The 24483-nt window shown below is 59.5% G+C and carries 19 protein-coding genes; 5 read left to right on the top strand and 14 right to left on the bottom strand.

Annotated features, from left to right (window positions below):
• Position 1: 1 nt before the first annotated feature.
• On the top strand, positions 2-751 hold the full coding sequence (locus E7002_RS07675; RefSeq protein WP_303728287.1) for an LrgB family protein: 750 nt from the start codon (positions 2-4) through the stop codon (positions 749-751).
• Positions 752-776: 25 nt separating this feature from the next.
• Here the strand turns inward: E7002_RS07675 and E7002_RS07670 are convergent, their stop codons facing one another.
• Genes E7002_RS07670 through E7002_RS07650 form a run of 5 tightly spaced genes read right to left on the bottom strand, consistent with a single transcriptional unit; the run spans position 777 to position 7673 of the window.
• Entirely contained in the window at positions 777-1796 is a 1020-nt protein-coding gene (locus E7002_RS07670) for a hypothetical protein (RefSeq protein ID WP_303728286.1), read from the bottom strand.
• On the bottom strand, positions 1793-2785 hold the full coding sequence (locus tag E7002_RS07665; protein ID WP_303728285.1) for a hypothetical protein: 993 nt from the start codon (positions 2783-2785) through the stop codon (positions 1793-1795). The genes E7002_RS07670 and E7002_RS07665 overlap by 4 nt, the downstream gene beginning before the upstream one ends.
• A 39-nt stretch (positions 2786-2824) precedes the next feature.
• Positions 2825-5011 carry an ATP-binding cassette domain-containing protein gene (locus E7002_RS07660; RefSeq protein ID WP_303728284.1) on the bottom strand — a complete coding sequence of 729 codons (2187 nt, stop codon included), beginning with the start codon at positions 5009-5011 and terminating at the stop codon, positions 2825-2827.
• A complete protein-coding gene (locus E7002_RS07655) occupies positions 5004-7163 on the bottom strand; it encodes an NHLP family bacteriocin export ABC transporter peptidase/permease/ATPase subunit (protein ID WP_303728283.1) in 2160 nt (719 codons plus the stop codon). Before E7002_RS07655 ends, E7002_RS07660 begins: the two co-directional genes overlap by 8 nt.
• 3 nt (positions 7164-7166) lie before the next feature.
• Positions 7167-7673, bottom strand: coding sequence for a hypothetical protein (locus E7002_RS07650; protein WP_303728281.1), 507 nt, complete (start codon positions 7671-7673; stop codon positions 7167-7169).
• A gap of 191 nt (positions 7674-7864) precedes the next feature.
• Between E7002_RS07650 and E7002_RS07645 the strand changes: the two genes are divergently transcribed.
• Positions 7865-9244 (top strand): radical SAM protein, encoded by a 1380-nt coding sequence (locus tag E7002_RS07645; protein WP_303728280.1) that lies wholly within the window; start codon positions 7865-7867, stop codon positions 9242-9244.
• Here the strand turns inward: E7002_RS07645 and E7002_RS07640 are convergent.
• The 6 genes from E7002_RS07640 to E7002_RS07615 all read right to left on the bottom strand — a co-directional run bounded on the left by E7002_RS07640 (position 9185) and on the right by E7002_RS07615 (position 16830).
• Complete coding sequence (locus E7002_RS07640; RefSeq protein ID WP_303728279.1) at positions 9185-9394, bottom strand: hypothetical protein; 210 nt, start codon at positions 9392-9394, stop codon at positions 9185-9187. The genes E7002_RS07645 and E7002_RS07640 overlap by 60 nt on opposite strands.
• Positions 9395-9426: 32 nt before the next feature.
• Positions 9427-11133, bottom strand: a complete 1707-nt coding sequence (gene ptsP / locus E7002_RS07635; protein WP_303728278.1) for a phosphoenolpyruvate--protein phosphotransferase — start codon at positions 11131-11133, stop codon at positions 9427-9429.
• Positions 11133-11396, bottom strand: a complete 264-nt coding sequence (locus tag E7002_RS07630; protein ID WP_066664438.1) for an HPr family phosphocarrier protein — start codon at positions 11394-11396, stop codon at positions 11133-11135. Before E7002_RS07630 ends, ptsP begins: the two co-directional genes overlap by 1 nt.
• A 3-nt stretch (positions 11397-11399) precedes the next feature.
• The gene (locus E7002_RS07625; RefSeq protein ID WP_303728277.1) at positions 11400-13334 is read right to left on the bottom strand and encodes a fructose-specific PTS transporter subunit EIIC; all 1935 of its coding nucleotides are present in this window, start codon (positions 13332-13334) and stop codon (positions 11400-11402) included.
• 61 nt (positions 13335-13395) lie between these two features.
• Entirely contained in the window at positions 13396-14349 is a 954-nt protein-coding gene (locus E7002_RS07620) for a 1-phosphofructokinase family hexose kinase (protein ID WP_303728276.1), read from the bottom strand.
• A 282-nt stretch (positions 14350-14631) separates the two neighbouring features.
• On the bottom strand, positions 14632-16830 hold the full coding sequence (locus E7002_RS07615) for an EAL domain-containing protein (protein ID WP_303728274.1): 2199 nt from the start codon (positions 16828-16830) through the stop codon (positions 14632-14634).
• A gap of 364 nt (positions 16831-17194) precedes the next feature.
• Between E7002_RS07615 and E7002_RS07610 the strand changes: the two genes are divergently transcribed.
• The 3 genes from E7002_RS07610 (at position 17195) to E7002_RS07600 (ending at position 20934) form a co-directional block, all read left to right on the top strand.
• A complete protein-coding gene (locus E7002_RS07610) occupies positions 17195-17473 on the top strand; it encodes a hypothetical protein (protein ID WP_303728273.1) in 279 nt (92 codons plus the stop codon).
• Between the two features lie 192 nt (positions 17474-17665).
• Complete coding sequence (locus tag E7002_RS07605; protein WP_303728271.1) at positions 17666-19987, top strand: lectin like domain-containing protein; 2322 nt, start codon at positions 17666-17668, stop codon at positions 19985-19987.
• A 386-nt stretch (positions 19988-20373) separates the two neighbouring features.
• Positions 20374-20934: a CDP-alcohol phosphatidyltransferase family protein gene (locus E7002_RS07600; protein ID WP_303728270.1), complete on the top strand. Its 561-nt coding sequence runs from the start codon at positions 20374-20376 to the stop codon at positions 20932-20934.
• 9 nt (positions 20935-20943) lie between these two features.
• Here the strand turns inward: E7002_RS07600 and E7002_RS07595 are convergent, their stop codons facing one another.
• The 3 genes from E7002_RS07595 to E7002_RS07585 all read right to left on the bottom strand — a co-directional run bounded on the left by E7002_RS07595 (position 20944) and on the right by E7002_RS07585 (position 24467).
• Positions 20944-22119, bottom strand: a complete 1176-nt coding sequence (locus E7002_RS07595) for an SLC13 family permease (RefSeq protein ID WP_303728268.1) — start codon at positions 22117-22119, stop codon at positions 20944-20946.
• Between the two features lie 125 nt (positions 22120-22244).
• A complete protein-coding gene (locus tag E7002_RS07590; RefSeq protein ID WP_303728267.1) occupies positions 22245-23030 on the bottom strand; it encodes an SDR family NAD(P)-dependent oxidoreductase in 786 nt (261 codons plus the stop codon).
• 186 nt (positions 23031-23216) lie between these two features.
• Complete coding sequence (locus tag E7002_RS07585) at positions 23217-24467, bottom strand: chloride channel protein (RefSeq protein ID WP_303728266.1); 1251 nt, start codon at positions 24465-24467, stop codon at positions 23217-23219.
• Positions 24468-24483 lie beyond the last annotated feature (16 nt).

Genomic DNA, 24483 nt, shown 5'->3' with positions numbered 1-24483 from the left:
CATGCAGATTCCTTTCTTCCTGGCACCCAACGGCGTGCTCGATATCGCGCTGCCCGACTTCAGCTTCGCCATCCTGCTCCTCGTTGGATCGTTTGCGTCCATAGCGGTATTCGAACTCTGCGTGCTGCTCTACAAGAAAGTGAAGACGCCGCTGCTGAACCCGCTGCTCATCACGCTCATCGGACTCATCTTCGCGCTGACGTTCTTCCATATCTCGCTCGACTCGTACGAACAAAGCGTGTCGATCTTCTCGTTCCTGCTGGGGCCGGCTACCGTAGCGCTCGCGTATTCCGTATACAAGCAGCGCCAGATCCTGAAAGAGCACTTCATCCCCATCGTGGCAGGCTGCTTCGTAGGCTCGGTCGTATCGATGGCAAGCGCGTATGGCCTGTGCAAGCTGCTCGGCCTAGGCAATGACATGGCCCTTTCCTTCATCCCCAAGTCGGTAACGACGCCCATCGCCATCGCGGCATCGCAGGAACTGGGCGGCATCACGTCCATCACCGTTGCCGCCGTGATCATCACCGGCATACTGGGCGCCATCTTCTCGCCCGTTATGGCGAAGGTCTTCCATGTGAATAGCAGCATCGCCAAGGGCGTGGCCATCGGCGCATGCTCTCACGCCGTGGGCACCACCAAGGCAATCGAAATGGGCGAACTCGAAGGCGCAATGTCGGGCGTGGCCCTGGCCGTGTCGGGCATCCTCACCACGATCATCGTCATCATCGCGCACTGCGTGTTCCAGAGCTAGGCGCGCCAAGCAAACGCGAGCGCACCTAATCCAGAACCGTACCCTGCGCGCACAGGTACAACTTGGAGGGCTGCAATACGCCCTTCGTCCAGCGTACCTTCACCCACTGGGGCATGACCGTAAGGGCATAGCGCCCCATTCCACCCTGCGGAAGCTCGATGGGCAATGCACGGGCGAATGTCGCCTGAATGCCCTGGCGCCACCTGCCATCTGCAATGCCCCACTCTTCCAACTGGTGCATAACGCGCCCCGGAGCTCCCGATTCGAACATCTCGTTCACCACATGCGGCTGTTTGATCTGGAACTGCGCATCAATGGCGAACACGTCGCCAAGCGACCCATCGGGATACACGTCGAATTGAAAGTCAACGCCCCCTGGCGCCAGGGCAAGGAGACGCTGAACCTGCTCGAGCATCGAGCTGGTGTACGCCGTGAACCCGACGCAACGAAATGCCTGATCAAGGCATTTGCCGCTCGAAGCACATGCATTCTGCTGCGCTTTGTCCATGTAGCCGCATACGCGTAGCGGGGCATTCTCCCGCCTGCGAAACATGCCGCAAAACGCCAGCGACCAACCCTCAGGCATGCGCGCCGCCTGCCGCTCGTACAGCATGCCCCGCTCGGGTTCTCCCAGGGCATCGAAGAACGGTCGCACAAACGACATGGCCTCACGCGGCTGAAAATGCACGGCCGCCTCGGGCATCTGGGGATTCCCGGTATCGAGCTCGAACCCGAAGGACATCCCCGACTGCGCCTTGGATGCCTGGGCAAACCAGTCGAACATCGCCCCATGATCGCCCGCAAGAGGCGAATCGACGCGCGTTCCAGGCTGCACCTCGCTATAAAGCAGCGTCACATCGAGATACGGCTCTCCCAGAAGGGGGAACTCCAGATAGACGTCGGGGAACGATTCGCCCACCAAAAACGGCAGCGGCACCATGCGCGCGCGATCGAGGCAGTCACCAAACAAGGCGGGCCCTCGCCCCTCGTCGGCAGCCTGAAGCAAGAGGACCTGATAGACATCCTCGTACGATAGGGCTCTCATTGCGCGCCTCCTATCACGTAGGCCTTCGCATCAAGCAACGCGCCATCGCGCCACCTGAGCTTCACGAACGCAGGATACGCCGACAGCAAGACGCCGCCATCCCCGCGGGCAACGCGCTTTGCGAACGCAGCGTCCGCCAATGCCTGCCATCGCCCATCGACAAGACCCCTATCCTGCAGCTTCGTCATGAGTTCGGCAGCCGCGCCGTCCATGCCAAACGATTCGTAACCCGGCTCTCCCGGCGGGCACGCAAAGCGCACGCTCGCGCTCAGGGCGCCTTCCGCACAGCCACGAGCATCAACGTCGAACTGGAATTCCAGCTGGAACGGCGAAGCGGCCAGCTCCTGGCACAGCGCAACAAGGGAATCGTCCACCCAAGACGGCCCCACTTGGCGCAGGTGGCGTCCCAGCAATGCGGCATCTTCGGCATAGGCGCGCTGCATGCCATAGGAGGGAACGCATTCGACGCGCAGGTTGTGGCCCGGTCGCTCGGGAAAGACCCCCGCATAGCAGGCAAACCACTCGTCGGGCAGGGACCGCGCAAACGAACGATAGGCATCCACGGCATCGGATCTGCCCACCGCGGAAAGGAAATCGCATGTAGCAGGCACATCATTCTTTCGCATGAGTAGCTGAATGGCTGGGACGTCGGCATTGCCCGAACCCGTGTCCCAGCTCAGCGCAAGCTGACGCACGGAATCGCCCTGCTGGGCAAACCACGTGAATGCATCCGCACTCGCGCCACGAACCCCTTCGCCCAGCGTGAGACCCTGCCGCGCATCGTCAATCGAAGTAAGCGCATGCACATCGCACCAGGGATCGCCCAGCAGGGGAATCTCGAACCACACCTCGGGAAATGCCGAGGGAACGCCCAAGCTGCGCGAAAACGCCGCATTCATCGCAGGCGCAGACTGCCCAAAGAGCACAGCCTCGCGGCCCTCGCTTGCCATCAGGGCATACAGTATGTTGAAGAGAATAAGCCTATCCATGTGGCCTGCACGCCCCTTTCCACGCGGCCTCGGCGTACGCTAGGTATCGAGGCGCTGCCTTTCAACTAAGCCAGCGAAGAGCCCGTGCTTCTGGATGAGCTCTTCGTACGTCCCCTCCTCGGCAACGCGCCCCTCGTTCAAAACGAGGATGCGATCGCAATAGCGCACGGTAGAAAGTCGGTGGGCAATCACGATGCGCGTGCACTTCAACGACGCAAGAGAATCGACGACATGGCGCTGTGTTACGTTGTCGAGCGCGCTCGTGGCTTCGTCGAACAGGAGAATCCTATGCCCTCCGCATACGGCGCGCGCAATCATGATGCGCTGGCGCTGGCCACCCGAAACGCCACCCGCACCCTCGCTCACGAGCGTCTGCATGCCCATGGGCATCTTGCGAATGTCTTCGGCAATGCCCGCGATTTCGGCGGCATTCCACACATCGTCGAGCGTAGCGGACGGAGTGGAAATGGAAATGTTCGAAGCGATGTCGCCCATGAACAAGCTGCCATCCTGCATAACGGCGCCAATGTGACGGCGCAGCGACTTCAAGTCGACGCGGCGCACGTCGTATGGACCATACGAGATACGCCCGCGTTCGGGCATCTCGAACCCCAGCAGCAAACGCATCACCGTGGACTTCCCGCAGCCGCTAGCCCCAACCAGAGCCACATATTCCCCCGGCTTCACGCTAAACGAGAGGTTCTTGAGCACGTAGGGCTGGGTATCGCCATAGCGGAAGGACACGTCGGCCACTTCGACGCTACCTGTGATCGACTCCACCGAAGGCTTGCCCTCGGATATCTCGGGCTGCGCCTCGAGAATGGGCGAAATGGAATTGAGCATGGGCTTGATGCGGGCCATTTCGTCGCTAATCTGCGCAAGCGTAAGGACGGCCGCGCTCATCTGACCATACGCGGCATTGAACGCCATGTAGTTGTCGACCGTCACGCCAGAGGCGCCCGCCAGATAGTACATGGCGATAAGGCCAAGAAGCCCAATGAAGGTGACGATGGGCACAACCGCGCGCGTAACGGCGGGGCGGTTGTACGCCGAACGAGCATACTCCGAATAGCTATGCGCCCACTTGGAGAACGCACGGTCCTCGGCACCTGCGAGCTTGATCTTGCGCACGCCATTGAGCAGGGCGGTTACCTCGCCCGACAAATGAGCCGACGCTTCGACGGTGGCAACTTCGAAACGCGCCGTAAGTGACGTGATGAACACCACCGCAAGCACCTGCAGCGCCATCGTGATAAGGGCGGGGAAGGTGAGCGCCGGGGCAAATGCCCCAATCTGGAGCACGTACACAAGCGAAATGAGCGTCGTAAGCGCGCTGCCCAGCATGACCGACGTAAAATGCTGCGTGAAAAGCGTGACATTCGCAACGCGGCTCGCCAGATCGCCCGACGAGTATTTCCTGAAGAAGGCATTCGGCAACGAGAGAACGCGCGCAAAGGCAGCCGACTCGGCAAGTATGTCGAGCTTCAACGATATGCGCTGCATTATCAAATTACGACAGGCGGTTATGAGCACCGTGGAAATGGTCATGCCCAGTAAAAACGCCGCAATGGGCAAAATGAGCTCGGACTGCCCCGATGGCGCAACCACGCCAAAGGCAACCTTGTTGGCCCACGCGGGAAGAAAGCCCATGAGTGCAACGGCGAGAGCAGCCGCGCACACAAGCATGTAATCGTTGAACCTAAACGCGCCTATGATGAACATCATCAAGTCGCGTACGGCAAGAGGCCTGTTGGGCAAGCCCTTGTAGAACAAGATGGCATCGGTTTCAAAGTGCTTGGCATTCTTCGCGGTAATCTTTCGCTTTATGCCCGTACCCGGCTCGAGATAGCAATATCCATGCACGCCCCGAGGCAGTAAGGCCACCGCTTCGCCCGTATCCAGACGGCCGAGCATTGCGCCAAACGCCTCGTCTTGCCAGCCATCCGTGAGCTGAACGCGACGACGCATCGTGCCCGTGGGGCGGCAAAGCCAATCGAGTCGCTCTTCGACATCGGTAATATCGTCGGGCACGTGACCCGCATGAATGCCCAGAAACCGCAGGCACGCGCGCGAAGCGCCATCAACCTGCTCAACGTCGTTCACGGAAAAGTGCGGAGCGTTCTGAGGGTTGCTCACGCTGGCGGCAAGCTCGGCGTACGCACGCTCGGTCATCTCGCTGTCGAGCTTCGCACGCGTTTCTATTTGAGATTCGATCCACCTAGTCATTGCGCACCAACTCCGCATATGCGCCGTCTTTTGCCACGAGCTCGTCGTGCGTGCCACGCTCCACTATCTTGCCATCCTCCATCACGACGATTTCGTCGCAATCGCGTATAGTCGACAGGCGATGGGCCACAACGATGCAGGTGATATCGCGTTCGCGGATGCATCGGATGATTTCCTCTTCCGTCTTGGCATCCAAGGCGCTCGTTGCCTCATCCAAAATGATGATGGTAGGGTCTTGGGCTAGAACGCGGGCAATTTCCAAGCGCTGCAACTGCCCGCCCGAAAAGTTTCCACCACCAGGCTGAACAGGCGAAGAGTAACCACCTTCGCGCTCTAGGATGACATCGTGGATACCCGCATCACGGCAAGCCAGCACCACTTCGTAATCCTCGATGGAGGCATCCCACAGCTTCACGTTTTCCGAAACGGTGTCGTCGAAGGAAACGATGTCCTGGTCCACTACGGCAAGCGACCCACGCAACACCGGGCGAGGAATATCGGCAATGGGCGTGCCGTCGATTGAAACCTCTCCGCTCCAAGGCGAATACAAGCCGCTCACCAGCTTCGCAATCGTGCTCTTTCCGCATCCGGAACCGCCTACGAGCGCAACCCACTGACCGGGCTTCATATGCAAATCGAAGCCGTCGATGAGTGGCGGCTCCAACGGCGAATAGCCAAACGTGATTCCATTCAAATCGACGTAGCCCTGAAGCTTCTCTCGATCCAGGCTCTGCGCGTCAACGGCCTCGTCACCATCTTCGGGAACATCTACGGGATACCGCATGACGTCCTCGATGCGCTCCATCTGCGTCTGCATTTCCTGAATGGACTGTCCCAGCACGACTATCTGCCCCACCGGCTGCATGAAGGCATTGAGGAAGCCCGTGAAGGCCAACAGCATGCCAGGCGTGAACTGTTCCTCAACGATGAGCCAAATGCCCAGCACCAGCACGGCAATGTTGGCAATCTGCGTAACGAGCTGGGGTACCATGCCCAGGTACTCGTTCAGTTTGGCCGAACGGGCATGGCTCTCGTTCACCGCAGCCTGATAGCCTGCCCAACGTCCGAAGAATCCGTCTTCCGCACCAGCAGCCTTGATGGTCTCAATCATCTCGATGCCGCTTACGGTTGACGCGTAGAGCTTGCCGGCAGACATGGCGCCCGAACGCGAAATGTTGATGCGCTTCTTTGAAATATAGCGCGCCAGGAACGCATTGCAGACAACCGTGAGCACGCCCACGACCGTAAGCAAAATGCTGTAGTTCAGCATGATGATCAGGTACAGCACCAACATGACCACGTTGATGAGCACAGGCGCGAGCTGTCCGATGAGGGCAAAGGCAATCGTCTCGTTGGCCAATTGCCTCTGCTGCAGATCGCCCACCATGCGTTGGGCGTAGAAGCCCGCCGGCAAATGCAGCAAATGACGCATGAAGCGCGAGGAGCTCACCACGGCAATTTTGCCCTGGATGCGCATGAGCCACGCAGCGTTCATAATGGAAACGATGCCGATAATCATGGCAAGCACGAACATCACTATCGTTACGGGAACAAGCCAATCGGGGTTGCTGCCGGAAAGGATGCGGTCCAGGAACACCTGACCCATGGACGTATCAACGATCGTGGCGATGGAAACGATGGCGGCGGTGATCATCACGAACGCCACCGCGGGGCCAAGCCCCCGCAGGCGCTCGCGCGCATAGGCAGTGGTATCGGGCTTCTTCCCGCCCTTCTGAAACGCGTCGGTCTTCTCAAACACGAGCGCAATGCCCGTAAAGGAATCCTCGAACTGCTCGATAGGAATCTTCACCTGCCCTCGCGCCGGATCGTTGATGTAGGCAAACTTGCCCCTAAACCCACGCAGCACCACAAAATGGTTGAAGTTCCAGAACAGAATGCAGGGAAACGATCCCGAAGAACGAAGGGCGGAAGCGGAATACGACATACCCTTGGCGGAAAGGCCGTACGACCGAGCCGCCTTGAGGATGTTGGACGCACGCGAACCGTCTCGAGAAACACCGCAATCGGCGCGCACTTGCTCCAGGGCGACCCATTTCCCGTAATACGCCAAGATCATAGCTAGGCAGGCGGCCCCACATTCCAAGGCCTCCATTTGCATGACCTGCGGAACTTTGACAATGCGGCGCGCCATACGCTACTGCCTCCCAAGGATAAGGGAAATGGGGGCAACGCGTTCGACCGTAATGTTTACCGTAAGGGGGACGCTGGAAGGAAGATTCGAGGAATCACCCTCGAAGATGACCTGGTATGCCCAATCGCCCTTCAGCAACGCATGCACCAGATAGTCGTTGGATAGTATCTGGTTCGCCTCATCGCGGGAAGCGGGGATAGGAGCGACGCTCTTGACTTCCATGAGCTCGCCGCCGATGTTGACGATATCGCCTTCATGGACCTTTGCCACATCTCCGGCATCGAGGAAGCACATGGCCTGGCCATCTACTACCACGCCCGTAGAGGAAACGCTGGTGGATACCGAACCGAAAATGCCCCATACGAGCAACCCGGCAAGAAGCGCAATGCAGGCGCCCAGGAACACCCAGACGCTGGGGCTAGTTATGCGGACGTACTTTTCCAAATCATCGGGGCTGCGCAAGCGCTCGACAGCCCGGTTATTAAATATGGAGCTACCCGTTTCAGCCATTCCGCCCCCTCAGAACATGAGCCTATTGTACAGAGTAATGGCAGGCCAAAACAAACAATATCACTTATTTGGAAGTGTCACTCTCCCGTTTCTAGGGCCGCGGCTTCCGCGTTTCAAAATGGTATCCAAGCACGCGAATCGATCGATGAGCACGGTACAATGGCCGAAGTGGATATCGAGGGAGGGGCAACATGAACCTCGACGCAGAAAAGGCGGAGGAGAAAGGCCAGGCAGCGCCGTCGCGCACCGCGGGCGAAGCAGGATGGCACGTATCGCGCTACAACATCAGCGCGCCCATTCCCGATACGAATATGACGGCCATCGCAAACCTGTTCAAGGGTAACTGCGCCAAATACACCCCCATCGAACTCTACCTTCTTTCCGTATTGGAAGAGCTCGACGAGAACCACCCCATCATCGAGCGCTTTGCCAAGCGGGGCATCATCGCCAATTTCGACGAACGCGCGGCGCTCGAATGCATGGGGCGCGGCGCATGCGGTAACGCCCCCATGGTAGGGCTCACCATCTGCCCCACCATGGGATGCAACTTCGACTGCCCGTATTGCTTCCAGGATCATGGCCGCGGCCATATGACGAAGGAAGTGCAAGATGACGTGATCGCCCTGGCGGAACGCATGCTCAGCACGTCATCGGCCAAGGCGTTGCACGTAAACTGGTTCGGCGGCGAACCTCTGCTGGCCCCCGACATCATCGAATCGCTCTCCAAGCAGCTCATCGCCCTCGCCGAGAAGCATGGCGCTTCCTACCGAGCGGCCATCATCACGAACGGGTACCTACTCACCCAGGACATCGCCGACATGCTCCACCGCTACAAGGTGGAATCGGCCCAAATCACCATCGACGGGCTGGGGCACACCCACAACGCCACACGCTACCTGCGCGGAGGAGGCCCCACGTTCGATCGGATCATCGCAAATCTGCGCGAATTGCATCTGCCTTTCCAAGTACACATACGCCACAACGTCCACGAGGGAAATCGAGACGAGGTAAACGAGCTCGAGGCGTTCATCAACCAGCTCGCAAGCGAGTCAGGAAACAAGCTCCACTACTACCCCGCCCCCGTATCGGACAGTTCGACCGCGGAAGAACGGGGCAGACAGGTGGGCCTGCTTTGCTCCAGTTCGGAATCCGAGGTGAGCATCCGTCAGGAATCCGAGCGCTTCAGCCAGGGGCGCGGCCACTACTGCGGCGCGCATACCCTATGGTCGACTGGCATCGATGATGCGGGCAACCTGCATAAGTGCTGGGAGGCCGTGGACAAGCCTGACATTAGCTTCGGCACCGCACACGACTGGGACCCGGCAGACCCCATCAAATCGGCCTCCAACGCCGACAATCTCACGAAGTTCCTGAATACCGCCTGTCCCGTTCCCGACGAGGAATGCCGAGAATGCGTCTGGCTGCCCACCTGCGTAGGCGGGTGCCCCTACAGGCGCCTCTTCGAAGAGCGAAAGTGCATTCCATTCAAAAACGATCCCGAGGGTTACGTGCTAGCTCTTCAGGCTCGCATCGGCAAAGACGAGGAAGGCCAAAACGAGGGCGACGCATAACGCAACCTTATCGCCATTCACATGCACGTCCCGGTAGCCACTTCCCTCAACGAGCACGTCGGCCGCCTTCGACCCTTGGCGCATGACGACGAGCGACCCACTGGTGTCGCCGCAAGGGCAAAACAAAGGGTTCGCATGGCGCAATGCCATGCGAACCCCTTGAAGGCAATTGGGTGCAGCGGCTATCGAGCCGATTCCCTCAGCAGGTCGTAGACCTCGGTAGCGGTTTTCAACTGCATGGCCTTTTCAGCCAACGCACATGCGTCTTCCTTGCTCCACAACGAAATGCTCTTGCGCGTGGCAAGTACGCTGGTGGCGGAGACAGAGTACTCGCCCAGGCCAAAGGCGATCCACAGGGGAACGAGCAACGGGTCGGCAGCGGCTTCGCCGCACATGCCCACTTGAATGCCCGCCGCATTGCCGCACTCGATGACGCGACGAATACTGCGCAGCACGGCCGGGTTGTACGTGGAGTACAGGTAGCGCACCTTGTCGTTGCCCCGATCGGCACACATGGTATACCCCGTAAGGTCGTTCGTGCCAATGCTGAAGAAGTCGGCCTCCTGCGCAAGCAGGTCGGCCACAAGCGCCGCAGCAGGGGTCTCCACCATGACGCCCACCTGAATGTTGGCATCGTAGGCAACGCCCTCGGCGTCGAGCTCTTGCATGTAACGCTTCACGAGCGCCTTCACGGCGACAATCTCGTCGACGCACGTCACGAAGGGCACCATGATGCGCACTTCGCCAAACGCGCTGGCGCGCAGGATGGCGCGCAGCTGGGCGCGATACATGTCCTCGTTGGACAGGCAATAGCGAATGGCGCGATAGCCCATGAACGGGTTGTCCTCGCGCTCGAAGCCCAGGTAACCGATTTCCTTGTCGCCGCCCACGTCGAGCGTGCGCACGATGACCGGCTTGCCCTTGCAGATGAGCGCAACCTTCTTGTACGCCTCGAACTGCTCGTCTTCGGTGGGCATGGACATAGCGTCCATGAACAGGAATTCCGTGCGAAAGAGGCCAATGCCCTCGGCATCGCGCTCCATAGCCTGCGTGGCATCGTCGGGCTTGCCGATGTTGGCGAACAGCTCGAACTGCTCGCCCGAAGCCGCAACCGTGGACACGCCGATAAACTTCGCAAGCTCGGCGCGCTCCGCCAGGAGGCGCTCCTGCTCGGCACGGGCCGCTTCCAGCTCTTCCGCGGAAGGCGACACGGCAACCGAGCCCGCACCGCCATCGACGATAACCTGCATACCCGCGGCAAGCTGACTGCATGCATCAGGCACCGAAAGCACGGCGGGGATTTCCATGGCGCGTGCCAGAATGGCGGAATGGCTGGTAAGGCCACCCGTTTCGGTAACGAATCCCACAACGGTGCCCGGGCGAATGCCCGCCGTCATGGAAGGCGTGAGGTCGTGCGTCACGACGACGCTGCCGGTGGGAAGCGCGCCCATGTCCACGGGACGCTGCCCCAGCAACTCGGCGAGAACGCCCGTCTTCACGTCGCGTACGTCAGTCGCACGCTGCATGGTCAGCTCGTCGCCCGTGGCCTCGAACATATTTGCGAACATGTCGCAGATCTGCACGAGAGCGTCTTCGGCACACGAACCGCCATCAACCAGCTTCACCATTTCGCCCTGCATATACGGGTCGTTGATCATGGCAACATGACCCGTAAGGATTTCGGCCTCCTTGGCGCCCACCGATTCGCGCACGGCGTCGGCCTGCGCGTTCGTGTACTCGATGTAGCTCGCAATGGCAGCCTTCAGGCGCTCGGCTTCTGCCGCCGTGTCATCCACGGCATGACTGGCGTACTCCAGAGAAGGCTCCTCGATAATTACGACAGTGCCAATGCCCAGTCCGGCGCTGGCAGCGATGCCCTTCAGCTCCATTAGTCGCCCATTCCTGATGCGATGAAGTCGACGATGGCGCGACCGGCGGCCTCCTCTTCGGGGCCTTCAGCGCGAATCTCGATTTCCTCGCCGCACTTGATGCCAGCGGCCATCATGGCCATCAGGCTGTTGCCGGGAATCTCGTTGCCATCGCGCACAATGGTAACGGTGGCGTCATGCTTGCCCACCTCGGCCACGATGAGGCTGGCGGGACGCATATGAAAGCCCTGGGGATTAACGAGCGTAACCTTCTCGGAGAACATGTCCTATCCTTCCTTCGAAACCTTTTTCTTCAGAATGCGCAGCATAAGGGCGCCAACAATCGCGCCGGCTGCGAGAGCAACCAAATACATGGGCCAATTGCCAACTACGGCAAATACAAAGATACCACCATGCGGGGCCATCAGCGTGCAGCCAAAGGCCATGGAGATGGCACCGGCAACGGCGGAGCCCACGACGCAGGCGGGAATGACACGCAGCGGGTCGGCAGCGGCATAGGGAATGGCACCTTCGGTGATGAACGAAAGGCCCAGAACGTAGTTCACGGGAGCGCTCTTCAGCTCGGTTTCCGTCCAACGGTCCTTGAAGAACGTACAGGCCAGAGCAATGGCCAGCGGCGGAACCATACCGCCAATCATAACGGCAGCCATCATATCGTAGTCGCCGTTGGCGATGGAGGCGGTGCCGAACAGGTACGCGGCCTTGTTGATGGGGCCACCCATGTCGATGGCCATCATGCCACCCAGCAGAATGCCCAGCAGGATCTTCGCATGACCCAGACTATTCAGGAAGTCGCTGATGGCCTGGTTCAGGACGATCATAGCAGGGTTCACGGCGCACATGACCAGGCCGATGAAGGCCAGGCCAATGAGCGGGAAGATGAGAACGGGCTTCATGCCGTCGAGCGCCTGCGGGATATGCTCGCTAATATGCTCGATCCACTTCATGAAGTAGCCGCCAGCGAAACCAGCGAGCAGGGCGCCCAGGAAGCCAGCGGAGACTTCCGTGCCAGCGGGAGCGGCAAACGTGCAGCCCGCGGCAGCCATGGCGCCGCCCACGAAGCCTACCAGCAAACCGGGGCGGTCGGCGATGGAGCGGCCAATATAGCCAGCCAGAATGGCGAGCATGAAGTTGAAGCTGATGCCGCCAACGCCCTTGAACCAAGCGGCGACAGGCGTGGCAGAGCCGAAGGAGCCGTCCTGCGGAGCACCCATGATGGTGTCGATGAGGAACGCGAGCGCAATGAAGATACCACCGGCAACCACGAAGGGAAGCATGTGGGAAACGCCCTCCATAAGGTGCTTGTACACGCGACGGCCAGCGCTTTCGCCTTCCGCGCTATCGGCGGTAGCCTCAGCGGCACCCGAATGGTGGTACACGGGAGCCTCGCCGTTCAGGACCTTGTTGATGAGCTCTTCGGGCTTGTTGATGCCATTGGCAACCTTCGTGATGTACACGGGCTTGCCATCGAAGCGAGCCATGGACACGTTCTTGTCGGCAGCCACGATGATTCCGTCGCATGCGGCGATCTCGTCGGCGGTGAGAATGTTCTTCGCACCGCCCGAACCGTTCGTCTCGACCTTGATGGAAACGCCCATCTTCTTGGCCTGCTGGTCGAGCGCCTCGGCAGCCATGTACGTGTGGGCGATGCCCGTGGGGCATGCCGTCACGGCAAGCACGCGAATGCGATCGTCGGTCGCTTCCTCTACGACCACGGGAGCAGCGGCCTGCTCGGGCTCGCCAAACTTCTCTCGCTCTTTCGCGTCGATGAGCTGCAGGAATTCCTGCGCGCTACCCGCGCCCATGAGGGCTTCGCGGAAGTCGAGGTCCATGAGCATGGTCATGAGTCGGCTGAGAACCTCCAGGTGCACTTCGCCGTCAGAGGGAGCCGCGATCATGAAGAGAAGGGTGGAATCCTTGCCGTCGGGAGCGTCGTAATCCACGCCCTCGGGAACGGTGATGGCCGCAAGTGCGGGCTTCGCCACGGCATCGGTCTTTGCGTGGGGAATGGCCATTCCCTCGCCAATGGCGGTCGTGCCCGTGGCCTCGCGAGCCAGGATGGCCTCGCGATATGCGGCAACATCGCTCAGGTTGCCGGCAGCCTCATGCAGACCAATCAACTTGTCAATCGCATCGGACTTCGATGCGGCCGACGCGCCAAGCTCGATGGCTTCGGGCGCCAGCAAATCGATGATTCTCATGGAGGAGTCTCCTTTCTCACAAGAATCTCTGCCGCATCAAGCGCTGCGGCGGCGCTCAACACTATGACTCAAGCCGCGCGAGCAGCTCGTTCACCAATTCGGCAGGCGCAAGGCCCGGCGAAAACGCCGTTGCGCTTCCGCATGCCTGCGCAAGTTTGTAGGCCTCGTCGTACACCTGGGTCTCGGGAAGGCCCGCCTCGGTTCCACGCAGGAAACCCTCTACGAAACCGGCCACGGTGCTGTCTCCAGCACCCACGCTATTCACCAACGTGCCCACGATAACGGGGGCATACTGCAGGCGACCCGTAGCATCAAGCAGCAAGCTGCCATGTCCGCCACGACTGACCAGCACGTTTTGGGCTCCACGCTCCTGCAGCATACGCGCGCCGTCGGCGAGCGCCTGCTCATCCAGGGGGTCGCAACCCGTGATTTCCGCAAGCTCCTCGTCGTTGGGCTTCACCAGGAAGGGGCGGTACGGAAGCGAAAGCATGAGCACGTCCTGGGTGGCATCCACCACTACGCGCACATCACGCCCTTCGAGCTCTTGCATGACACGCGCGTAGATGTCCTTCGGCGTGCCCTTGGGAATGCCACCCGAAAGGATGACAAAATCGCCCGGCTGCACTTCGCTGAGCTGGTCGAAAAAGCATTGCAAGGAAGCTTCGTCGATGACGGGGCCCGCAGCATTGACAGCCGTTTCCTCATCGGAAGCGCCACCGGCAACGGTTCCCTTCAGCTTCGCGTTGATACGCGTATTACCTGCGGGAAGATGAATGAACCCCGTGGGAATGCCGTCTTCCTGGAGCGCAGCTTCGAGCGCTGCACCCGTCCAACCGGCAATGAAACCCCAGGCCGTGCTCGTGCGGCCCAAATGGCTGAGAACGTAGGAAACGTTGACGCCCTTGCCACCGAAAAAGAATTCCTGAGAAGCGGCCCTGTTGATGTGCCCAAAGGCAAGATCATCCACGTGCATTACGCAATCTATGGCTGGATTGAACGTAATCGTGTAAATCACGGCGTCACCTTTCCCCGGGCAAACCCCTGGTCCATCATACGAACAAAACCATCGTAAGTCTATTGGTTTAGTCCCATTTCAAATGTGGCCCTGCCCCACAGACTCCCGATACGGCAGCACTCGCACTGCTGCCTCGCAAACACGAGCGCAGTCGAATACGGCCAAACGCACATGGTAGCAATGACGCGCTGGTATCATGGGCAAAGCGCGCTGGTATCACATTTACACTATGAATGAGCGGAATATCGGCAAGCGGCATTTTTACGCCCCACTACGACGCGTCTAGGCAATACGCTCGAACTCGCGTACGTTCATGGGCTTGTAAAAATAGAAGCCCTGCATCTCAAGGCAGCCGCATTCCAGCAGGTTAGCAGCCTGATCGACGGTCTCTACGCCCTCGGCAAGGATGTCCATCCCCAACGCGCGCACCATCTTGACCACATGGTTCACGATGATGCCTCCCTTCACCTGGTCCCCTGTTTCGGTGAGGAAGCGAAGATCAAGCTTAATGCGGTCGACGGGCATCTCCTTGAGCATGTTCAGCGACGAATAGCCACTGCCGAAGTCATCCATTTCCACCTGGAAGCCATGCTCCCGCAACCGGGAAACCGTGCGAATGAGCAATTCGGGATCGCTCATGTACACCGTCTCGGTAATCTCGATGTGAAGCTGACCTGGGTCCACGCCATAGCGCTGCACAAGGCTCATGAAATGCTCGAGCAGATTCTTGTCGTCACGAACGTCGTTGCGCGCAACGTTCACCGAAACGGTCAGACGCCTTCCCTGTTTATTCCATCTTTGCAGGTCGCGGCACACCTGCTCCCACACGTAGCAGTCCAAATCGTAGATTAACCCCGCTTCTTCAAGCACGGGGATGAACTCCGCGGGGCTCAGCCACCCAAACGTCGCATGCTTCCAGCGGCAGAGCGCTTCGGCACCTACGAGCTCGCCCGTCTCGAAATTGACCTGCGGTTGATACCACACTTGGATTTCCCCTAACTGAAGGGCAACGGAAAGATGGCTGCTAATGTCGGCGTCACGCCTCTCCTTGCGCCATTGATCGGCGTTGTAGAACTCGTAGCCGCCCTTCCCCGCCTTGTTCGCACGCTCTTCCGCTACGCGCGCAAAGTCGAGCATGCGATCGACGTCGATATTCTTGTGGTCGGTTGGAGTCAAGACGTAGATACCGCTGCAGATGCGCACCTGGTTTCCCAGTCCCTGGTTAATGAAGTAGTTGCGCAGGGGCTCGTACACGTCCGAATCGTCCTGGAGAAGCTGACCCTCCTTGGCAATGCTGCGAAGCACGGCGAACTTGTCTCCTTCGACGCGCCCTATCGCCTCGTCATCGCCAAGCACCTTCTTGGAGGTATTCACCCAGAACTTGAGGAACTCATCGCCCGCCTCCATGCCAAGGCTGTCATTGATGTACTTGAAGTTCTTTATGTTGTTGTACGACAGCAAATAGGGGGTGTCAGGATGCTCTTTCAGCAACTCCGTTACCCGCTTGCGAAACCCTTCCATGCTCAATGCGCCGGTGAGAGGATCGGTATCGATAAGGCGGCGGACCTCCTCTTTCTGCTGCAAGCGCAACGCACGACGACGCAGTAGGAAGATTGCCACCAACATGACGAACAGCGAAACGATCGCCAATGCAATTGCACCGTATTGATGCACATAATCAAAGAAGTCGTAATGATAGAGACGCCGGGACGTATAGTCGAGGACGATCGCCTGGCGCTGTGTATCCGAAAGCGACCCAATGCCCCCGTTCAGGCGGCTGATAATCTCTCGTCCCCTGGGAGTGTCCAAAGCCCCCACGCGAAAGTCCATGGCAAACATCGTGGCAGGCTGCACCTGCAAGTCCGCATACGCGGGCTTCTGCAGCATGTAACTCCAGAAGTACGAATTATGAAGCAGCGCATTCACTTCACCCGTGCGGAGAGCTCTCACGCCGTCGTCCGTGGTCGCATACATCTTGATTTCCACGCCAGGGTATAGGTCCCGAACAGTATCCGCCACGCCGCTTTGGGACTCGAGCATGCCCACGCACATGCCACCAAGCGACGGCATGGTGCGCTCCTCCTCGGTCACCAGGGTAAACGGCGTTTGGATGAGATTGTCGGTTACCACGATTTCCTGCCCCGAAGCGCTCTTGATAGCGCTACCGAATGGCATGAGCACGTCGTAGCCAGCACCATCCAGGGCCTCTTTCAGGTTGCCTTCCTTGATTTCCTTGAATACGACCGTATAACCTGCGTCTTCAGCCGCAGCCGTCAGAAGGTCAACGCCAATTCCCACGGGGGCCCCGTCTTCGGCGTCCCGGTAGATCATGGGGCATCGATCGGTGGGTACGCCCACCACAAGAACTTCGTTGGCGTCATCGGCGCATGCAGAAGCAGGGGCGAGGGCAACAAGCCAGGTGATCGCGAACGCGAAAATGAGAGCCGCAACAAGCCCCCAAAGGATTCTCATTTTCGCCATGGAAACCAACCCCTATGCACACCATACCCCCGAGCACATTTTACGCCACAAAAGGTTATTGGCACATTTCTGATACCAATATGGCACACGAGAGAACAAAGTGCCCCATCAGGCACTATATGCAGTATGCCTACATGGAAGCCAAGCACAATATACCCATGAAACCGGCAATCGTAGCATGCCGCCCTCGCGGCGATTGACATATGAATTGCAGCCAGCGTGCCAGTCCAAGCCCCACCCCTCGCCGTCCCAGAACGGGCGCGCCTGCGCATATCGTTCCTGTGAGAAATCGCCCCACGCATGGACGCGCCATTGTCGGGGGTCTATACCGTCATAGGTCCATTTCATGATTAGGAGTTTGTTCATGGCTGCAGTTCTCGAAGCGATTATGTTGGTATGCTTCGGCCTTTCCTGGCCCATCAACGCAATGAAAGCCTGGAAGGCGCGCACCGCTGCAGGCACTTCGTGGATGTTCCTAGCGCTCATCACGCTCGGCTATGTTGCCGGCATTGCCGCCAAATTCGTCGGCGGCACCGTGAACTGGGTCCTTATCGTCTACTTCCTGAATCTGGCAGCGCTGGCAGCGAACTGGATCATCTTCGCTCGCAACAAGGCACTAGACGCGCAAAGGACGCGGGCATAAACGAGCTCCAGCCTACTTGCGGGCCGGCATGCATTTGCCCATGTCGCCCGCTACGACTTGGAAACATACCCCAATAACGCCCATCACCCTCCAACCGCCCGCACGTATACTTCACTCGTGTGGGGGCATTCCTATCAATCACGTTACCGGCACGAAACGTGCTTCCTGCAACGACGACGGAATGGAGGGTTTATGGGACACAATCCGAAGTGGAAACGATCAACCGTTTCCGTCATCGCATCCGTAGCGATGACATTCTCGCTGGCTTTCGCGCCAGGCGTCGCAAGCGCATTCGCCGCGCCAAGCGACGCGCAGGCCAGCGATGTACCCGCTTGGGCCATCGACGACGGGCAAGACGCATCGAGCGAACTCACCGCCCAAGCTTCGCTGCCAACCACGTACGACCTACGTAGCGACGATCTCGTCACCTCCGTCAAACTGCAGAATCCCTGGCAAAACTGCTGGTCCTTCGGCGGAATCGCAGCCGCTGAAACCTCCATTCTCTCTTCGTACGGCTCAACCTATACGTCTTCGGGACTCGACCTTTCCGAAAAGCACCTCACCTGGTTCTCGCTGCATCCGGTAACGGAAGCCGTTGACTCGACCCAGGTGGGCGAAGGCTTGCACCTCTTCAGCGATGCCGACACCGCGGCATACGATGCGGGTGGTTTGCCCATTTACGTCACCACGCTCTTCTCCCAGGGCGTAGGCCCCCTGCCAGAATCGGCGTTCCCCTTCCAGGGTGCCGAAGGAATCGCCACGGATGAGTACTACGAAGCGCATCCCGATGTACTTGCCGCAGACACCAAGAGCCAGCTCGAGCTCCTTGCGGCATCCCGGAAAATGACGTACGACGAATTCATGCAAGCCCAGGCGGCATCCACAGGCAAAACCGTAGATGAGCTGTTCGAATTCTACGTAAACAGCATGCTCGAAAAGTCCAAGATAGATAGGACCTATTCGAGGTACGACGACTGGACCATCCCCGAAACCAATAGCGAGGGACAGTCCAACCGCCTCCTCACCTCGGGGTTCCTCTTGAAAAACGGCAATATCATGCCCGACTACTGGACCGATTACGAAACGAGGACAACGCTCAACGAATCGGCGCAGACCGCCATTAAGCAAGAGCTGCTGAACGGGCGCGGCGTCAGCCTCGTATACCACGCAGACCAGAGCGGAACCTACACCCTGAGCGATGGCGTGCATGGCTCTATGTACAACCAGTACACCTCCGACATCCTGAACCCCACCCATGCCGTATGCATCGTGGGCTGGGATGATTCCTACTCCAAAGACAATTTCAAGACCGCAGCACCCGGCGATGGCGCCTGGATCGTCAAGAACAGCTGGGGCTCAACCGCCGACGCCACAGCCGACGGATTCAACCGCAACGAATATGGCCTTTTGAATGACAAGGACGAATACACGGGGTACTTCTACCTGTCGTACTACGATAAGACGGTCATCCAAGCGGAGACGATGGAGTTCTCGACCAATCTCGCCTCTTCGGGCGGCTTCTACACCATGCAGTATGACTACATGCCCGCCGTCAGGGGTTTCTACGATACGCCCGACTCTTCGAGCGTGGTGAGCTCCGCGAACGTGTTCGAGGAAGTCGATCCGACCGTCCTTAAGAGCGTGTCCACGCGCACCTCGCAGGAAAACATGCGCGTGACGTTTGCGGTATACCTGCTGAACGACAACGCGCAAAACCCCACTGATGGCGAGCTGGTCGCACGCACGTCGACCAACTTCCTATACGCCGGGTTCCATCGCATCGACCTGGACCAGACCGTCACCATCCCCGCCGGCACCAAGTTCTCGGTCGTTGCCACGTCTTCCCGCCTGGACGACAGCGGGCAGCGCATCTACAACGCATCGGCCAACAAGGGCTTGTCGAAGCAGGCCGCCCAGGAACAGGGCGCGCCGGCTTGGAGCGAAGCCGTTGTAAACAAGGGCGAAAGCTACCTGTATGCCGATGGGGCATGGCAAGACTGGAGCGATTACCTGGAAGCGACTTCCGCCGAAATCGGTGGCGCGCCCGTTGACAACTTCTCGATCAAGGCATATGCCGAAGCGGCCCCCGCTGCTACCACCACCGAAATGTACCGTCTGTACAACCCCAACGGCGGCGAGCACTTCTACACTGCCAGCGAATCTGAGCGCGACGGCCTCGTCGAACTTGGGTGGCAGTACGAAGGCGTTGGCTGGACCGCACCGATTTCCAGCACCGTACCCGTATATCGTCTGTACAACCCCAATGGCGGAGACCATCACTACACGATGAGCGAAGAGGAAATGACCGGCCTTGTGAAGCTTGGATGGACCTACGAGGGCGTAGGCTGGTATAGCGACCCCGAAGAGGGAACGCCGCTGTACCGCCAGTACAACCCCAATGCGACCTCAGGCTCCCACAACTACACCACCAGCAAGGAAGAGAACGATTCGCTCATTGCCCTTGGCTGGCAGGCTGAAGGCATTGGCTGGTACGGATTGAAGACCACCTCGTAGTAGCACCGCATTCCGTTAGCAAGCGTTTAGCCAGACGAAATCCCCCGGCAGAGAGCCCACATCCTGCCGGGGGATTTTTGCGTTGCGACCCATTCAACACCACCAGCTGTGGACATCGCCGCATCTCAACCACAACCCCTAGATTGGCAACAATTGGGAAACAATTACTTTCATTTATGAAGTACCCTACATATTGTTGCCTCAAAGGAGGTAATATTGCACATGTTGTGAGCTTTTCGTTTCACTGGCCGTCGGTAGCGGCCAAGCCGCCCAGCGCGGCGGCGGAATGGAGGGATTCATGGGGAATCATTCCAGCTTGAAACGTATGCCCACGGTAAACGCAGCACAAACGAACCCCATCCGTGCACATGCGAGGGACGGCGCATATGGCCTGGAATAGCACTCCGGGTTACGCCCGCACCAACATCTTCGCCACGTCGCGGTACGCCACCGTGGCAAACGTGCTCACCTTTTCCCGCATCGCGCTCAGCGTTGCACTTCTCACCCAAACGCCCCTTTCTCCCACATTTCTCGCACTGCTCGCAGCAGCGGGCATCACCGACATGATCGACGGCGCCATCGCCCGCGCCACTGGCTCGGAAACCGAATTCGGAGAAAAACTCGACAGCATTGCCGACGTCGTTCTTGCCGCAATCTGCCTGGTAACCATCCTGCCAGCCGTCTCGCTTCCGCTCTGGCTGCTCATTTGGATTGCCGTAATCGCCGTCGAAAAGGTTGCCAACCTGGCCGGCGGCCTGCTCATGTACCGACGCCTCATCGCGCCACACACCACGGCAAACAAGATAGCGGGCGTCTTGGTATTCCTAGTACCGTTCGTCATCCCTATCTTCGGCGCGGTCATCCCCGCCATACCCGCCTGCATTGCGGCCACCTTCGCGGTAATTCAAGAAGGCCACTACATTCGGCTCGGGCTCGACTGGGGATAGACCAATCAGCTAGCCCACCAGCGCATACGCGATAACCAGGCACGCAAGGAACGCCGCGTTCACCTTCAGGAACGGCACCATGAATTCGCGTGTGGTCGAACCGGGTACCAGACGAAACGCTCGAAGCGCAATAAGGCTCGCAAGCGAGGCGACGGGCGTGCCCAGCCCACCTAGGTCTACGCCCAGCAGCAACGCATGCCAATCCACCGTGAAATGCGAGAGCAAGACCGCACTGGGCACGTTGCTGATTACCTGGCTGGCCAGTAGCGAGGTTGCAAAGGGTGCCTGACCCACCGCCCAGGTAAGAGCACCTTCGATGGCGGGAATGCGCGCCATATTGCCCGAGAACACGAAGAAGCATACGAACGTCGCGAGCAGCGACCAGTCAACGCGCTTCAGCGTTGCGCGATCAAGCAGCGCCACGCAAAGCGCAACTACCACGCACGCAACTTGCCAGGGAACAAGCCGCACGACCGCAAGCACGCCAAACACGAAGAGCGCCAGGTAGAACGCGCACCACGAGCGCTCGCTGGCAAAGACGCGGCTGCGCGATGCGGGCCGGGTTGCGTCAGGCGCCTCGGCGGCAACGGGCGCACGTTTGCCCTCGCTCACCGCGATGGCAACCGGCGTCTTCGGCCACGCCACGCAGCGCAGAGCGATGAGCACGAACGACAGGGCGCAGTACGGGGCGATTGCGCACGCGAACTCCCACGCGCTCACATCGTACGTAAGGTAGATGAACAGGTTTTGCGGGTTGCCGAACGGCGTGACCATGCTGCCCAGGTTCGCGGCCACCGCCTGGGCGACCGCCACATGCGCGATGTCGCCGCGACGATCCGCCATGAGCAGCGTGGTCACCGTAAGAGGAACGAACGCGAGCAACGCCACATCGTTGGTGACGAGCATCGACACGAAGAACGGTGCGAACACGAGCAGCGTGTACAGCTTACGCACGTTGGAGGCATGGGCGATAAGGCGACGCGCAATACGCGACAGCGCGCCATGCGCCACTAATCCAGCGACAGCCACCATCAGGCAGAAGAGCAGCGCGATAACGCGCACGTCAATCGAGGCGCCCAGCTCTTCCCACGACGGCATGGCAAACACGCTTGTAACGAGCGCAGCAACCGCAGCCACGCACAGCATGGCGTGGTTATGTACGAATGTGCGAATGGTGTTCAACATAGCCCGCTAGTATAGACGTTCACCACGCGGAGTATCCCCGGACCCACGCAAGGAACAACATGCAATGAAAACGGGCTCGCGCCATCTGGCACGAGCCCGCTGCAAGCACATGTTGCTCTGCGAATTTACACGGCAGTGTAGCCGCCGTCGACGGCGATCATCTGACCGGTGACGTAGCTGGCCTCTTCGGAGCCCAGGAAGATGGCGGCTGCATTCAGCTCACCCGACTGACCATAGCGCTGCATCGGCACCGTGCTCTTCGCGAAGTTCTGGAAGTACTCGGTGTCGAGCGTTTCGGTGGTGAGCTCGGTGTAGAAGTAGCCCGGGCAAATGGCATTCACGGTAACGCCCTGCGGAGCAAGCTCTGCGGCAGCGCCGCGCGTGAAGTTCACCACAGCACCCTTGGAAGCGTGATAGGCAATGGTGGGGATGGCGGTATTGCCAACCAGACCATAGATAGAAGCGATGTTGATGATGCGGCCATAGCCCTGCTTGCCGGCTTCAATGTTCTTCACCATGTAGCCGCCAACCTTCTTGCACATCGTAAAGATGGAGGTGAGGTCCAGGTTCATCGTGAAATCCCAGTCGCCACGATCGAAGTCGACGAGCTTCGTGCCCGTGCCCTTCTCGCCGCCAGCAGAGTTCACCAGCACCTCGATATGGCCAAACTTCTCGTCAGCCGCAGCCACGGCAGCATCGATGGAAGCTTCGTCGGTAACGTCACAGGCAACAGGCAGTACCTCGACGCCGTACTTCTGGGAGAATTCCTTGGCGCTGGCCTCAAGACGCTCAACGCGACGAGCAAGAAGAACCAAGTTGGCACCCTGCTGCGCATAGCCTTCTGCCATCTGCTTGCCAAGACCGGAAGACGCGCCGGTAACCGCTACTACTTTGCCAGAAAAATCGAACATACATGCCTCTTCTCTTCTACCGAACAAAGATGGTGGGTTCGACCTAACCCCAATCGAACCATGGGTCGAGTATAGACACCGAATTGGTCTCAAAGGCGTCTGGTTAACCTGCTGTTAACATTGGCAAAGCGACGGGCGGTGAGCGTCGCAACCGCCCGGATGAGCGGTAAACGCCTCCACAATTCCTTAACGAACGCGCCGCAGACGCGGAAAGAGCGCCGCAAGCGAATACGTGTTTCCGTAGAGGCTCAGCCGCATGGTGCATGCAAACGCCACGAGCGCGCCGCCGACAATCCAGGGAACGCCTGCCACGCCCAGCAGCTCGACTCCCAGCAAAGCTGCCGCAAGGGGGCAATTCGCCGCAGAAGCGAGCCCCGCCACAATACCAACGACCGCGCCAAAGGAAGGATCGAGCCCCACCAGCGTTGCCACCCAGCATCCGCACGTGGCGCCGATGCACATCGTGGGCATGATTTCCCCGCCCTTGAATCCATGAACGAGCAAGAAGGCCGTGAACAGGAGTTTTCCCAGGAAATAGGGGCTTGCGACCGAGCCTTGAAGCGCCGCGGACACGTAGTTCATGCCCGTACCCGACAGGCTGGCGGCATCGGGCACCAGCAGCAAGAGCGCCGCGGCGAGCACTCCGCCTACGACGGGGGCCACCCAGATGGGGGCCACGTACTTCGCGATAAGCTGCTTGCCCCGGACCACCACAAAGCAGAACAACGCGCCCGCCGCCGCGCACGCCGCGACAAGCAGGAAGAACTGCGGAGCCTGCGCAAGAGCAGGCAGCACCACATTGCTCACGGGAACAAGGCCCTGCACGCCAAGCGCCTGCGCGCACGCCGAACCCGCAAGGGCAGCCAGAAGCACGCCAGCCAGATCACGAACACGACAGTCGAATCCCCGCATGAGCTCTATTGCAAGCGCCGCCGAGGCGAGGGGCATACCCAGAAGCACCGCCAGGGCGGAGGCCATGCCACATGAGGCTAGGAACGTGAGATGCCGGGTTTTCACGTGAAACAGCCGGCGAATTACGGCAGCAGCAGACATGCTCATCTGCAGCGCGCCCGCTTCCTTCCCCACCGATCCGCCGCAGAGGATGGTCAGGCACGTGCCAAGGAAGATCATGGGAATGAGGGCTGGGGGAACTTCGTATTCGGCACCTTCTTCCCCATTGGCAGCACGGGCCTTTGCGGTCGCCTGGCGCAGTGACTCGATAACGGAGCCCGTTGCCGTGCCGAACGGCACGCGCGCCAGGTCGTAATAGAGCACCGTGGCATACCCTACCGCGGGAAGCAAGATGGCCACGTGGTCGACGTGCGAGAAAACCCAGAACGAAAGGTCGACGGCAACCGAAAACAACAGGGCGAGGGCGGTGCATACGGCCACCGTAGCAACGAACGCCGCTATGTTCGCAACCGCCTCCCTACGCATGCTGGCCCCTCCGAAT

Origin of the sequence: Denitrobacterium detoxificans (assembly GCF_015062615.1) — a bacterium.
In the GTDB taxonomy this organism is placed as follows: Bacteria; Actinomycetota; Coriobacteriia; order Coriobacteriales; family Eggerthellaceae; genus Denitrobacterium; species Denitrobacterium detoxificans_A.
This window is presented reverse-complemented; position numbering and strand designations above follow the sequence as displayed.

Excerpts from the sequence above, each read along its gene's own strand:
- E7002_RS07610 (WP_303728273.1), top strand. The coding sequence starts at position 17,195 with ATGGCTGCAGTTCTCGAAGCGATTATGTTGGTATGCTTCGGCCTTTCC.
- E7002_RS07675 (WP_303728287.1), top strand. The coding sequence starts at position 2 with ATGCAGATTCCTTTCTTCCTGGCACCCAACGGCGTGCTCGATATCGCG.
- E7002_RS07600 (WP_303728270.1), top strand. The coding sequence starts at position 20,374 with ATGGCCTGGAATAGCACTCCGGGTTACGCCCGCACCAACATCTTCGCC.
- E7002_RS07660 (WP_303728284.1), bottom strand. The coding sequence starts at position 5,011 with ATGACTAGGTGGATCGAATCTCAAATAGAAACGCGTGCGAAGCTCGAC.
- E7002_RS07615 (WP_303728274.1), bottom strand. The coding sequence starts at position 16,830 with ATGGCGAAAATGAGAATCCTTTGGGGGCTTGTTGCGGCTCTCATTTTC.
- E7002_RS07640 (WP_303728279.1), bottom strand. The coding sequence starts at position 9,394 with ATGGCATTGCGCCATGCGAACCCTTTGTTTTGCCCTTGCGGCGACACC.
- E7002_RS07650 (WP_303728281.1), bottom strand. The coding sequence starts at position 7,673 with ATGGCTGAAACGGGTAGCTCCATATTTAATAACCGGGCTGTCGAGCGC.
- ptsP (WP_303728278.1), bottom strand. The coding sequence starts at position 11,133 with ATGGAGCTGAAGGGCATCGCTGCCAGCGCCGGACTGGGCATTGGCACT.
- E7002_RS07585 (WP_303728266.1), bottom strand. The coding sequence starts at position 24,467 with ATGCGTAGGGAGGCGGTTGCGAACATAGCGGCGTTCGTTGCTACGGTG.
- E7002_RS07670 (WP_303728286.1), bottom strand. The coding sequence starts at position 1,796 with ATGAGAGCCCTATCGTACGAGGATGTCTATCAGGTCCTCTTGCTTCAG.
- E7002_RS07590 (WP_303728267.1), bottom strand. The coding sequence starts at position 23,030 with ATGTTCGATTTTTCTGGCAAAGTAGTAGCGGTTACCGGCGCGTCTTCC.
- E7002_RS07605 (WP_303728271.1), top strand. The coding sequence starts at position 17,666 with ATGGGACACAATCCGAAGTGGAAACGATCAACCGTTTCCGTCATCGCA.
- E7002_RS07665 (WP_303728285.1), bottom strand. The coding sequence starts at position 2,785 with ATGGATAGGCTTATTCTCTTCAACATACTGTATGCCCTGATGGCAAGC.
- E7002_RS07645 (WP_303728280.1), top strand. The coding sequence starts at position 7,865 with ATGAACCTCGACGCAGAAAAGGCGGAGGAGAAAGGCCAGGCAGCGCCG.
- E7002_RS07655 (WP_303728283.1), bottom strand. The coding sequence starts at position 7,163 with ATGGCGCGCCGCATTGTCAAAGTTCCGCAGGTCATGCAAATGGAGGCC.
- E7002_RS07630 (WP_066664438.1), bottom strand. The coding sequence starts at position 11,396 with ATGTTCTCCGAGAAGGTTACGCTCGTTAATCCCCAGGGCTTTCATATG.
- E7002_RS07595 (WP_303728268.1), bottom strand. The coding sequence starts at position 22,119 with ATGTTGAACACCATTCGCACATTCGTACATAACCACGCCATGCTGTGC.
- E7002_RS07625 (WP_303728277.1), bottom strand. The coding sequence starts at position 13,334 with ATGAGAATCATCGATTTGCTGGCGCCCGAAGCCATCGAGCTTGGCGCG.